Source organism: Corynebacterium sp. 1103A, from assembly GCF_055700955.1.
On record NZ_JASTTF010000009.1, the window covers coordinates 23302 to 35895 of the forward strand.

The window sequence follows — 12594 nt, forward strand, 5'->3', positions numbered from 1 at the left end:
TTTGTATTATGTAATCCGTGTCCACTAAATCCTCCTCGCGCCACCTGCTGCTGCCTGCCATCGCCGTGCTGGTCATCGTCGCCTTGGCCGCAGCCGCGTGGGCGCTGGGGCGCTTCGACGGGCAGGACACTCCCGTCCAGGCCGGCGCTAGTAAAAACAAAATCCCGCATCTGCACGCTTGGCAGGAAACGCGGATCTTAGGCGAAAGCGACCGGCCCGACCTCGTCTTCGCCGCAGACTCCGAAACCACCGAGTCCTCGGAGGCCACCGCGACCACCGAAGCCACCAGCAGCAAGGACAGTAAGCGCAGCAAGGACGGCAAGGACAGCAAAGACTCTCCGAGCTCGAAAGAAAAGAGCCCTAAGACCACCAAGTCAGCGACCGCAGAATCCAGAGCCAAGGACTCCAAAGGATCCAAGGACTTCAGGGAAGTAAAGGGTGAAAAGGGCGAAAAAGACAAGGGCGGCACTGGCGAAGACTCAAACAAGGCGGAGAAGACCTCGGCGGGGGAGACGACTACCTCGGGCGCCGCGGGTTCCGAAGAGTCTGCCGCTGCCGATGCCTTCCCGGACCAGCCCGGTCAACTGACCTACGTGCGCCTGAGCGATGGCATGCACATGGCCACCGCCAATGAGCGGGCATCGCGGCCGGCGCTGAGCCTGATCAAGCTCTACATCGCCGAATACGTGGTGGAAAACGGCAAGCCCGAAGAACAGTTTGAGGCTCTAGACATGGTGGCCAATTCCTCGGACGAAAGCGCTGAGGAGCTCTACGGAAAATACCCGGACTCCATCGAAGACGTCGCGAAGCGCTACTTCCTCAAGTCCACCCAGCCGGATAAACGCTGGGGATACTCGAAGACCTCGACCTTTGACGTGGCCAGCTTCATCGCCCAGCTGATGGACAAGGACCCGCTGCACCCAGTGCTGGTGGCGATGTCGCACAGCGACCGCTTTGCCGAGGACGGCTACGCCCAGGACTACGGGACCTCGCAGCTCGACGACGTGGTGGGCACGAAGTTCGGCTGGTCCAACGAGCACGACATTCACTCGACCGTCTCCTTCGGGCACGACTTCGTGGTCGCGGCCAACTACTACGGCGACGCCGACGACCTGACCGATTTCGTCACCGACCACGTCACCGACGACTACCTGGAGCAGGCCAGCGCTGCCGCCCGGAAGTCCGCGCCGGTGACCGTGACCGAAGACCCGCAGGGAGCGGCCGAGCAGTCCGAGTCGAAAGACAGCGACGAAAAGGACAAAGACAAGTCCGGTAAGAAGGACCAGAAGAAGGACAAGAGCGACGAGAAAAAGCCAGAAAAGTCCGATGACTCCAAGCCGCGGGGCGGAAAGTCGCAGGGCGAGGACTCTAAGGATAAAAACTCCAAGGACAAGTAGGCTCTCCCGTCGGCTAGGGACATAAGAAAGGGGGGCAGAAGGCGTTCTTCTGCCCCTGATTGCTAGTGAGGTTTAGCGGCCGCTAAAGCGCTTGGCCAGGTCTGCGGCCTGCTGGATTTGATTCATGGAGACCGAGGAGCCGTTGTAGCTGATGCTGTTGCCGTCCACGCGCGGCAGGTTCGGCATGCTCGGCACCGTCTCGTTCAGGCGGGAGCTCAGGTGGTTGATGGCGTCGGTCGTGGAATTGCCCGCCGGGGCCTGCGGCGCCGGGGTGGTGGGGCGGTTCTGGGCAGGCCGCTCGCCGGCCGGCTGGCCCGGGGTCCACTGGCCCCAGTCCTTGGCGTAGACGTGGTTGATGTCCACGACCACGCCGCCGACGTTGCGCTGCTGGGCCTTGGGCAGCTGGTGGATGGTGGTGCGCGGGTGGATCTTTCCGCCCGAGCCCCAGTCGTGCATCCAGAAGAAGCTGCCGATGCCGTCCTTGCTGGCCCAGTCGATCACGTTGTAGTTGCCGTAGATGCCGGTCTGGTAGCCGGCGGCCTTGAGCGCGGCGGAAAAGGCCTGCAGGTAGGGCTTGATTTGGTTGGTGTACTGGGCGCGGGTCGGGTTGTCGTCGATGGCGATGTAGATGGGGCGCCCGGTCGGGCCGCCGGCCGCCTTGTGCAGGGCGATGGCCTGCGGGGCGTGGGTGGCGGCACCGGCGGCGCCGGCCAGCCAGTCGGCGTTGCCGGCCCGGCCGAACTGGTAGACCGAGGCGGTGGCCAGCCCGTGGGCGGCGAAGTCCTTGGTTTCCTTCAGGCTGACTGGCTTGCCTAGCATCCAGTTCGCGCCGGGGCGCCGCTGCGAGACGTAGCGCACCGCGCCGAGGTGGCCGGCGGCCTTGACCGCGGCGCCGGAGGGCACACCGGCGGAATAGTCCAGCACGGTGCCCAGGATGGGGCCTAGCGCCTGGGCCTGCGGGGCGGCCTGCAGGTTGTATGCGCCGAAAGCGCCGAAGGCAGCGGTCAGAGCGCCGGCCTTAAAGAGGCCGCGCCGGGACAGGGAACGGTTGCTGATAGATGGGGTGGGCATAGGAGACCTCGCAAGAATTAGAATTGACCACAATAGTCACATCTGTAACAGGGGTATCATATCACGCCCACCAGTGCCTTCGAGGCTAACGCGCGCTGGCGACGGCCTCAGCCAGAACCAAATCCTCCCAGGGCATGCCCGTGAACTTGAAGACCACCGGCCGTGTCCTATCCAGGCGCACCTCGCCGCGCACGACGTCCCGGAAGGTGACCAGGCGCTCGCGCTCGAGGGCCCCTTCGTCCACGGCCTGGATGACGTCGCCGGCCTCCCGGAAGCAGGTCTCCGGGTCCTCGATGATGACCTGGGAACGCCCCAGCAGCGCGCCGGGCAGCTCCCGCGCGGACGGGGAGTGGGAGCCAACCGCTACGACGACGGCGTCGTCGCGCACCGCGGTATCCTCCAACACCGGCTCGGCCGCCGTGGTGGTCGTGATGATGAGCTCCGCGCCGCGAAGCACCTTGTCGGCCTGCTCGGTGCCGGCCTGGGCCCACGGCTCCAGATCCTCCGGCTGGCTGGGGCTGAGGAAGGTCACCCCGACTTCGCGCCTGGAGTAGACCTCGCGCACCGCCGCGGTGTGGGCGCGCGCCTGCGGGCCAGTACCGAAGATAGCGACGGACAGGGGGCCGGTGGACCCTGGCTCTAACACGTCGGCAATACCGGCCAGGGAGACCGCCGGCGTGCGCAGGTTGGTCAGCGCGATGCCGTCGATGGTTGCCCTGGGGGCGAACGTTTGCTGGTCGAAGAGCACGTAGGTGCCCTGGATGCGCGGGTTGTTGCCGCGGGCCTTGGCGTTGACCGACAGCAACTTAATCCCGAACCCGGCCGGGGTGGCCGCGGGCATGAGCAGAAACTCCCCGCCGGGGACGTCGATGGCCTGGCGCGCGAGATCCCCTGCCGGGTCGAAGCCTTCCTGCAGCGCACCCCGCAAGGCGGCCACCGCAGACGGGTAGTTGAGACGGTCAAAGGCAGTGTCATAATCGAGGAAGTCCATGCCTCAATGATGGCAAAGAATGACCTTTGTCGGAGCATTTATCGCAGCGAAAGCCCTTGGCGCCGCGAAAAGTAGGAGACCCCGACCAAGATGAGGGCCGTTCCGGCCATGACGCTGGCCGCGCCGATGAACGCGGTCGTTGACAAAACGCCATTCAGGTACAAAAGGCCAGCGATGAGCGCGACTAACAGGGGGGGGGATTAGTGCGCGGGTATAAGGGACAGGTTACTTATTATTTGTTGCCGCAGCGCTCCCAACTTAGTTGTCCGTTGCAGCGGAAAATACAACCGTTCGGGCCTCGAGTCGATTGTTGGGACATTTAGCAAACTCCCCAACCTTTAGCTCCGCCGCCGTTTACACGGCGGCTTACACGTTTTCCGCCGCTTCCTTACACACCCCGCAACGCCCACCGTCTCGAACCCCGCCGCGAGTTCCGAACCAAGTTCCGAGGCGAAAACACGTACCGCCCACCGTCTCGAAACCCGCCCCGAGCCCCGCCACGCCCCCGTCTCGAAACCCGCCACGTCCACCTCCCCGAGTCCTGAACCGCACCCCGCACCGAGAACCAAAACGCTCACCGCCTCGCACCCCGCTACGCCCACCGCCCCGAAAACCGTCCCGTAACGCGCCTCGCAGCGAGCTCCGCTCCGGAACCCCCGTGCCGACTCCCGCCACGCCCACCGTCTCGGAACCCCGAACCGAACCCCGCTACGGAAACCCCGTAACGCACCCCGCGCCGAAACCCCGAGTCGAGACCCGAACCGCCAACCGCCACGGCCTGTGTCACGCCTACCGCCTCGAAAACCCGTCTGACCCACCGACTCCCGCCCCGGGTCCCGTCTCGTTTTCCGTCCCGAGCGGACGAGTCGAAACGGGGCGCGCCGCGGATGTCGCCCCGAGGCTCGTCTCGGTGCCCGGTGGGGTTTCACCTCGGGAGCCGCCCCGGTTGCCGTTACGGGGTGTGTTCACCGCTTCGGAGTCCGACACGTTAGCCGGAGCGGTTGCCGAGACGGGTCGGGGCGCGGTTTGGGGCGGGTGGCTTTTCTGACGGTAGCGGGGTTCCGTGACGGTGGGCGGGGGACGTTGAACGTGCTGGCTGTAGAGCGACTTTCACGAGACTCCTGACGGGGCTATATCAGGTCCACGGTTACACCCCGGTTACACCGGGTTCCGCCTCCGGTTACACGACATATGACCACTAACCCTGCCGGCCAGCGGCTTCCTCGGCGGGGACTAGCACCACAAGCGGCAGTGCCCACTGTTCGTTTTCTTCCGACTGCAACCCGTGCGGAGTCTTGGACATGTGACCCCACGGCAAGTCCACGCGCTTGAGCGCGTCGAGAATGTTGAGGTCGAGGAACCAGGCTTCAGGGTGCTTTTCTGCCCACTGCTTGACTTCTTCTTTCGTCGTGAGCCAGCGCGGTTCGGCTCCGTCTGCAATAGCCCGAGCAATGCCCTTGGTCCCACCAAATCCTTCATGGCCGGTGGTCCAACTGTCTCCGTCACGGGGCTCGTCACGGTATGCGTAACGGAACCCGTCCTCGTTGAGCGGAACGGACACCGTTTTAGCTTCGTTCTCGACGGTCCAGGTGCCGTTGTCGTTCTTGCTCGCTAGGACGGCTCGTGGGTGGACGTTGTGGGCGCTGTAGTAGATCTTCTTCATTGTGTAGTTGCTTCTGGCTGCGTTTCGCTATTCGACGCGAAGGGCGCTGGGGTCATGCGGGGCTTCCGCATGGAGGTTGTTTTACTGCTGCTGGTGCGTTGTCCGAGCTACGCCTCGTTTTCGTGCCGAGCGAGTTCCTCCTCCAACTTCTCGTTGAGCCCAGCGAACTTGTTGACGTAGGCGGTCACCAGACCGAGCGAGACAACCTCCGAGTGGAACAAGTCGCCCAAGGTCTTCTCCTTGCCCGCGTTCCACTCGTCGGCCAAGGCCTGCATTTCCTCCGTTTTCATCAACTTCCGCTTCGTGACCCGAGACGTGCGTGAAATACGCCAGTACCAAGCGTGGCGCTCCTTTAGTTCGTCGGAGGCAATTTCTTCTCCAACCAGCCAGTCGCCGTGAACAAGGAGGTTGCGGCGGTCTAATGGGTCCTTGGCTTCTTTGGCGAGTTCGCTGCAAGTGGTGCATCTCTTTTGCTTCTCCAGCGTTTCGCGCATGTTCCCCACCTTTTGCTGGGCGGCCACGCTGGCACCGTGGAATTGCTCTTTTCTGAGGAGTTCTTCGCACAGGTCGGCGACCAGGTTTTCAAGGTGACCGGCCGCAAGCACGAGCGAGGCGTACAGGACCAGGAAGTCGCTGTGGAATTGCTCCAAGTACGGCAGCGGGTCTTCGTTGACGCCGGGTAGGTCGGCGTACCGTTCGGAAACACGCTGTGCTTCCTTAAGCAGGGAGGAGTCAATAACGCCGAGGTTCGCGAATGACTTCGCAATGTCCGCATAGGTCTTGTCGAGTGAGCGCTGGAGTTGCTCTCCAAGTTTGAGTGCGCCGTTGGACGCAAAGAGCTTCTGGGCGTCCACGACCGGGCCGTAGAACTTTCTCATGTTCACGGCTGGTGTTGCCGCGGCGGCCATGTCTGAGGCGTATTCGGCCAAGCCAGGTACAGCCCACTTCGACGGGTCCGGGTAGGCGCCGGAGAACTTTGCGAGCATGTTTGGCTCAATGAGCGGGGTGAGGCGAGGTGGATTGATACCAGCCATTGACTTCCATGCGTCGGCGGTCAATGCGGTTGCGAACTTCGGGGTGTCTACGACGTGGTTAATACCGGGCATGTCGATTTTCTGGAACAGCGAACCGAGCGCGTTGCGGGCGGTCTCCTGGAACTTGGCGTAGCCCTCTGGGTCATTTTTGCGCCAGAGGTCGTCGAGTTCACCGTCCTTGAAGTCAGAGATAGGGCGGTCGAGAAAGTCGGGATCGGGAGCGTTTTCGTCGGTGCTGTCGCCGGAGTTCTCGGGGTGGTTGTTGTTGGCGTTGTCTGGCTGGTCAGGGGTCTCGTCGTGCTCGTGAGGGTTGGTCATAGGCCCAGTGTTGCATGACGAGTCGACATGCGGGTAGGGGACTAGAACGTACCTGCTAACGGCTCAAGTTTGCTCCTGTGGAGGATGTGAAGTCCCTGCCTGTGGCTCCTGAGCGCCTGAAATTTGCCGCTGGCCTGGACGAACATACCTTCTCCGGTTGCGCACGTTTCTTCGTTGAATTGGTGGGTGTTGACTTAGTGTGAATAGGAAAACGCCTGGTCAGTCGTCTAGGTGTTCGACTTCAACGCAGAGGAGTGCAAGAAAATGAAAAGCCAAGTTCCAAACCGGTCGATTGGCCGGCGTATCGCTGCGGTTGTCGCCGCGGGAATGCTCGCGGCGGGGTCCGTGACTGTTGGCGTTCCGGTGGCCGAGGCGCAGGAGGATGTGAGCGGGTTTAGGGAAGTTAAGACGGATTTCTGCGACATTATTCCTGGATACGAACAGCTCCCTTCCGCGTGGGTCCCTAGTTCAAATGAGTACTACCATTTCATCTACCCCACGCAAGAAGAGGTCAACTCATTAGTCGAGGTAAATTGGACGGACGTAGAGAAGTACAGACATCTCGTAAGTCACTACGAACCGGATAAAAGGCCTGCCCTTCACTTTGCTGAGTCTTCCGGTGAGCACTACTACGAGAGTCTTCTGTCCCGGCCTAACCCCGACGGCTCAAAGAACCCGTTATATTTCAGAAGAATTACCGAGAGTGACTTCATTCCGCGGGAACTTCTGGACATTCCGGATGTTCCATTCGAGCAAGCTTCGCCGTGGCCGACTGTGAAACCAGGCTTGATTCAAGCATTTAGCAGATGGGCGCCACTTGACGAGAAACTTGAGTATTTCGTCTCGCAACCCGACCTATTTGAGCTGCGTAGAAAGACCTTATACGGAGATGATATGGATGATCCTTGTATTCCCTACGTATGGATGAAGAGAACCATGATAGGCGATGCGACTTTTCGGGGAAACCTGGACCCTGGAGATGGGGCCCGGGCTTCCGGATGACTACCTTATCAGTGCTGACGTACCAGGTGGTGCCAGCTGGGAAAAGTGGACGAGACATCCGAACTGCTGTACGGGTCTTCATGGTCAGTCAAAAACCTCGATACAGGTGAAACGTACCATGTAACGGATTCCGATGAACCTATTAAAGAACCCGACTGGGGCGCAATCGACTGGTGGGGGGTTGGTGTGACCCCAGAGCAGCGGAAGGAGATTGACGAGTACTATCGGCTCCTCGAATCGCCCGAAATCGACCAAGACCCTGCCCCGGGTGTGGTCAGCGTTCAACTGGAGGCCGGTTCCTACGAACTAACAGAAGCTACAGCACCCCTGGGCTACATCCTGTCGAAACAGCCAATACGCTTTGACGTTGCTGATGAATCCTCAGCTATTCCATTGGGTGAGGTGGTTAACCGCAAAGTTCCCCCCCACCACGGTGACCACCACGACTACCACCACGACCCGAGAAGCCGAAACGGAAACCACCACCGTTACAGAGACCCCGTCTACGGCCACCGCAACGGTCACCGAGCCAACCACCGTGACTACAACTCCGCCGACGGTTACAACCACCTTGCCGCCAAGCACCGTGGTCACGACCGTCACCTCTCCGCCAGCGACGGTAACGGAAGCCCCGAAGACGGAAACGACCACGGCCACGAGCGAAGTGACTACTACTGTGACCTCTACACCTCCAACGGAGACCACGACACTGCCTCCGGAAACCGAAACTGTCACGACCACCGAAACACCTGAGCCGAAGACCTCGACGGAGGTTGTGCCAACCACCGTTGTCACCACCGAACCTGGAACGACCGAGGTGAAGACCACAACGTCTACCGTGACGGAAGGCTACGACTGCACACCAACGACGGTGACTGTGCCGCCGAAGACGGTGACGGTAACGCCGCCTCCGGTGACCGATACGGTAACCAAGGAGGTGCCAACCACCGTGGTTAAGGACAAGACGAAGGTTGTGGAAGTACCTCCGGTAACGGTGACCGAGACTCCGGAGAAGGCGACTGTTACCGTCACGTCTCCTGGTGAGCCGACCACGGTCCGCGAGACCGTGACCGAGAGCCCGAAGCAGCCTGCTCCGGACGTTCCGGCCGTAGTCGAAGAAACGACTCCGAATGCTCCGGTCGTTGACACGCCTGACACCCCGGTTATTCCGGGCGCCTTCTCCGGCACCGTGGTCTGGGACGAGGACCGCTCCAAGCGCGTCAACGCCGGCGACGAGCGCATTCCTGGCCTGACCGTGGTGGCCTACAAGGACGGTAAGGAAATTGCCCGCACCACTACGGACGAAAACGGCTTCTACAAGTTCGACGGTCTTGAGCCTGGCGAGTACGGCATTGCCGTCTACGGTCCGGACGGCGGTGAGCTGTTCTTCGAAGACAAGGCGGCCACCGTGGTTGCCGGCGAAGAAGACACCGGCAACGACTGGGGCTTCGTCCGCGAGGACGCGCCTGTTCCGGTCGAGGAAGGCAAACCTGCTACTCCGGTTGAGACCGTGCGCATGACGCTTGCCGCCACCGGTGCGAGCTCCTACGCACTGGCTGGCCTGGGTGCAGTCCTCGCGGCCCTGGTCGCGCTTGCTGTGGTAAGCCGCCGCAAGGTGGCGCACCAGTAAAAGAACCTCCAGGGCGCGTTTTCACACTCCTCCGCGCTCTGGCGGACAACTACATAAAAGAGCCCGTCTAGGTGAACTCACTCCTCGTTCACCTAGACGGGCTTTGTGTTTGCCAATTAGACTGGGTAGACCGTGCGAGAAGTTCTACTCAACTGCGCCGGCACCCCTTCGTCCCGGAACGACTGGGTAATGCGACGGGCCTCCTCGAAGTCGTTGCAGCGGGCAAGGAAGTCAATACCTTCTGCGGTCCAGACCTCCCAGGTGTCCTGGCAGAACATTGCGTTGAGGAGCTCGCGGGGTGCGTCTTCTTTCGGAGCGTCGCCGGTCGCCAGCTCCTTCGGGTCGAACTTATCTGCGTCCACAAGGTTGTCCCGCTCGTAGTACGTCAGGTGACGCGGGTTTGCGTCGGCCTCCAGTGTGAGCATGCCGTTGTCCTGGTCGGAGTATTTGACCAGCGTGGTCAAAAACCTCATTGCCTGGAAGACGTCGAGCGAAACGTGCTCACCGTCAGCGCCAACAACGCGGACACTGTCGGAGTGACGGCGGAGGAACCTGTTCATTGTGACGAGTTCGTCCCGGTTGAAGAACACGTCGAGGGACAGCAGCACCTCCTTAGGCGTGCGTGGGGTCGTAGTTTTCTTTTCTTCGGTGCAGCGGTGTGGTGTCACCGCGTTCGAGTTGTGGTGGGTCATAGAAAGTAGCCTGCCTTACCGGTAAAAGCCGCCCACTCAACCAGGGGCAGGCAGTTCGACGCAGGTTAGGACGTCTCTTTTAACCGCGGGTCGTTGTCTGACTCAATGCGGTCCCAGCGTGCGAGGTACGCAGCGGCCTTCTCGCCACGGGCGAGGCGCTTACCGACCTCCTTGAGCGCCAGCGCTGCGGACCAGTGGACGGACAGCAGCGTGAAGTCCCCGTCCCGCACCTCGACGCGGACCGCGGTGTATGGGTACGTGTCGGAAAGAGAACGCATTTTCTTGGCGTAGAACGTCTCTGGTGCGGCCGCCTGCGACCACTCAGCACTATGCCCGCCACCGTCATTTTCATGTCGTTGCGCAGTCATGGACGGGCATTGTGTCGTCGTGCGAGGCGAACCGCTACAGCGGGGGTCGCACCTTGTCCCAACTCGGGACTCCGATGCCACGATTGACGCGCCCCTCCAGGCCAACGCTCCACTTCCAACCCCTGGCACCCTCCCGCACCGAGCCCGTCACGACTCCCGCTTCGCCAGCCCGCTCCGGAATCCAGCCCCGCGACAAAACAGCCTCACCACTGACTTTCGTCTTCCGACAACCGTTGCTCGAACGCCGCAATAAGTCCTCGGTTTTCATGCTCGTCAAACGGGACGTCCATAGGCATGTCGGTCTCGCCCAGGGCACTGGTCTTGGCCAGCCTTTCCCTGCACCAGTTGAGCCACTCTTCGGCCTCTGGAACGCCTTCGAGCGCTGCGAGGTACTCCTCAATTTCCTGCCGCTCTTTCCAGGCCTCGACGCGCTGGAGAAGTACCTTGTGACGTTCACTTTCCCGATGGTGAACACGGGCAAGCTCCGTTGCCTTGTCGAGTCGGCGCTGCCGGCGTTCGGCCTCGACGCGGTCGCGCTCTTCCACTACCGCGTACCACTGCTCCCTGCGGTGGACGTCAGCAAAGAAGTCTCCGAGCACCGAGTTCAGCCGCGTCGGCTTCGCAGGGGTGTCGTTGCGTCTGGTAAAGCCGACGACAAGCGACACCAGGCCCGTGCCTTCTTTGTTGTAGTACTTCGGCATTGCTTTGTCCTTGTTGTACGACCAGCGCAGCGAGTCCTCGTAGGCTTTGACTTCCTTCTTCGTCGGCGGCCGCTCGACGCTGTTTTCGCGCTCGCTTACCCACACTTCATACGAGTGGTGGTCAGTGCCGAGTGTGACTTTCTCCAGTACTTTCTTTCCCTTGTGGTCCTCGGTGTCGTGTGTCGTCACACTCCACCCGCGGGCTTGAGCCTCGGTGATAACGACGTGCAAAAGCAACTTTGCGCGCTGTTTCGTCTCTGCGCTGTACCACTTAGAGGTTCGCAGGAGCCGGTTGATAACCGGGTGGAATTTGCGGACTTCAACTTCGCCCCGCAGGACAGGTCCTGGGTCTGGTGACGCCCACTCGTCCGTGTCGAGCAACGCAGCGGTCACTGTCACGGGGGAGTCGAAGTGCCATGAGTCGGAGCGCCATTCGATCCTGAACTCTTTGCCGTCCGGGACAAGGTTGTTCCGCGGTCCTTTGACCCACTTTTCTACGGGGTCCCAGTCGGATCTCGCCACGTCGCGGTTTTCCACGCGCCTGACAACCCACCCGCGCTGAGAGGCGACCAAGTCTTTCAGCAGGTCGGTCACGCGCGAGTCGAGTGCTACCTCGCTCGCAGGTGGTGGCTCTGGAGGTACATAGGCGGGCGCAACGTACACCGTCTCGGGTGCCGCACCGCGCTTGCGTCTCGGTTTCCGGAGTGGTTCTTTCCCTGCCAGCACCCGCTTGCCGCGCTCAGTGACCGTTGCTTGCCACGTCTTGCCGTGGCCTTTGACCTTGACGAGCTCGTGGCCTTCGAGTGTGCGGGCGGTGGTTTTGTACGTCGAGGGCACTTCTGGGTCGGTGGGGCACCCGTCAACGACCCATTGCAGGACGGTGCGTTGGCGCGGGGTGAGTTCTTTCGCGGCTGGCATGGGTTTATTGTCGCCGGTCGGAACGGGTTGCGCAGCGGTTAGCGGGGCGGGTTACCAGACGTGCGCGGAACTGTGCTGCGGGGAGAATTTTCACCCGCCTGGTCAGTTTCGTTCTCGTTCTCCGCTTTGGCCGCGCCCGGGTATTCGAACGACAGCAAAAGAACTTGCTCGGTGAATTTTACGGCCTTGTCCGCGGTCGATTCTTTGACTGATTGGATCTCGTGAGTGGCTGCATTGCCCCAGATTCTGATGCTGTCCGCCCAGTTCTCCTTGATGTGCGTCGTGATGATCCCCTTGTCAACGAGGTAGTTCACGCACTCATCAAAATTCGGTGCCCAGCCCCTATCGTTTTTCTCTGGCAGACCGCAACGAACAGCAGTAGCGAAAATGATCTTCCGGCACATCAGTACTGCACTCGTGTAGGCACCCACCGAGTACGTCAGATTCGCCTCTTCCCACATCTGCATCAGGTCGGTTGGCAGGCTTTCGATCTGCCGGCCGCTCGGGCGAGGTGGGTATATCGTCGCCCATTCATCATCGTATGCGATGGCTATTGACGCGCCGCAGCAGTCTTGACAGACCATCCAGCGGTATTCCGTATCTACATATGGGCGTTTGTCTTGGGTCAGGGCAATATTCACGGTCTTGCCTTTGCCGCAAACGGGGCAGGTGATTGAATCGTTTTGCGCCAGGTCTTCATCGAACCTGAACGACCAATGCCCGTTGTAGTTAGCCAGTGAAAGCATGGCGAATCCGTTGTAGTCGAGCATTTTTCTCCTTCGAAACGTAAACCGACACGTTAAGCGTAG

General features: G+C 61.2%; 12 protein-coding genes. 4 read left to right on the forward strand and 8 right to left on the reverse strand.

Annotated elements, in window-relative coordinates:
• Positions 1-17 precede the first annotated feature (17 nt).
• The gene (locus QQS52_RS07665) at positions 18-1397 is read left to right on the forward strand and encodes a hypothetical protein (RefSeq protein ID WP_472773309.1); all 1380 of its coding nucleotides are present in this window, start codon (positions 18-20) and stop codon (positions 1395-1397) included.
• Between the two features lie 72 nt (positions 1398-1469).
• Here QQS52_RS07665 and QQS52_RS07670 read toward each other — a convergent pair whose 3' ends face one another.
• From QQS52_RS07670 to QQS52_RS07685, 4 genes are all read right to left on the reverse strand, one after another.
• Positions 1470-2468 carry a DUF1906 domain-containing protein gene (locus tag QQS52_RS07670; protein ID WP_472773310.1) on the reverse strand — a complete coding sequence of 333 codons (999 nt, stop codon included), beginning with the start codon at positions 2466-2468 and terminating at the stop codon, positions 1470-1472.
• An 85-nt stretch (positions 2469-2553) separates the two neighbouring features.
• Positions 2554-3459, reverse strand: coding sequence for an ornithine cyclodeaminase family protein (locus tag QQS52_RS07675; protein ID WP_472773311.1), 906 nt, complete (start codon positions 3457-3459; stop codon positions 2554-2556).
• Between the two features lie 1198 nt (positions 3460-4657).
• Positions 4658-5122: a hypothetical protein gene (locus tag QQS52_RS07680; RefSeq protein ID WP_472773312.1), complete on the reverse strand. Its 465-nt coding sequence runs from the start codon at positions 5120-5122 to the stop codon at positions 4658-4660.
• A 107-nt stretch (positions 5123-5229) separates the two neighbouring features.
• The gene (locus tag QQS52_RS07685) at positions 5230-6474 is read right to left on the reverse strand and encodes a hypothetical protein (RefSeq protein ID WP_472773313.1); all 1245 of its coding nucleotides are present in this window, start codon (positions 6472-6474) and stop codon (positions 5230-5232) included.
• A 231-nt stretch (positions 6475-6705) separates the two neighbouring features.
• Here QQS52_RS07685 and QQS52_RS07690 point away from each other — a divergent pair, with 231 nt between their 5' ends.
• From QQS52_RS07690 to QQS52_RS07700, 3 genes are read left to right on the forward strand one after another with little or no spacing between them, the layout of a single operon-like run.
• The gene (locus QQS52_RS07690; RefSeq protein ID WP_472773314.1) at positions 6706-7476 is read left to right on the forward strand and encodes a hypothetical protein; all 771 of its coding nucleotides are present in this window, start codon (positions 6706-6708) and stop codon (positions 7474-7476) included.
• Positions 7477-7521: 45 nt separating this feature from the next.
• Positions 7522-8229 carry a SpaA isopeptide-forming pilin-related protein gene (locus QQS52_RS07695; protein ID WP_472773315.1) on the forward strand — a complete coding sequence of 236 codons (708 nt, stop codon included), beginning with the start codon at positions 7522-7524 and terminating at the stop codon, positions 8227-8229.
• 22 nt (positions 8230-8251) lie between these two features.
• Entirely contained in the window at positions 8252-9106 is an 855-nt protein-coding gene (locus QQS52_RS07700; protein WP_472773316.1) for an SdrD B-like domain-containing protein, read from the forward strand.
• A 116-nt stretch (positions 9107-9222) separates the two neighbouring features.
• Here QQS52_RS07700 and QQS52_RS07705 read toward each other — a convergent pair whose 3' ends face one another.
• From QQS52_RS07705 to QQS52_RS07720, 4 genes are all read right to left on the reverse strand, one after another.
• A complete protein-coding gene (locus tag QQS52_RS07705; protein ID WP_472773317.1) occupies positions 9223-9666 on the reverse strand; it encodes a hypothetical protein in 444 nt (147 codons plus the stop codon).
• A 197-nt stretch (positions 9667-9863) separates the two neighbouring features.
• A complete protein-coding gene (locus QQS52_RS07710) occupies positions 9864-10076 on the reverse strand; it encodes a hypothetical protein (RefSeq protein ID WP_472773318.1) in 213 nt (70 codons plus the stop codon).
• A gap of 293 nt (positions 10077-10369) precedes the next feature.
• The gene (locus QQS52_RS07715) at positions 10370-11785 is read right to left on the reverse strand and encodes a hypothetical protein (protein ID WP_472773319.1); all 1416 of its coding nucleotides are present in this window, start codon (positions 11783-11785) and stop codon (positions 10370-10372) included.
• Between the two features lie 38 nt (positions 11786-11823).
• A complete protein-coding gene (locus QQS52_RS07720; RefSeq protein WP_472773320.1) occupies positions 11824-12555 on the reverse strand; it encodes a DUF4145 domain-containing protein in 732 nt (243 codons plus the stop codon).
• Positions 12556-12594 lie beyond the last annotated feature (39 nt).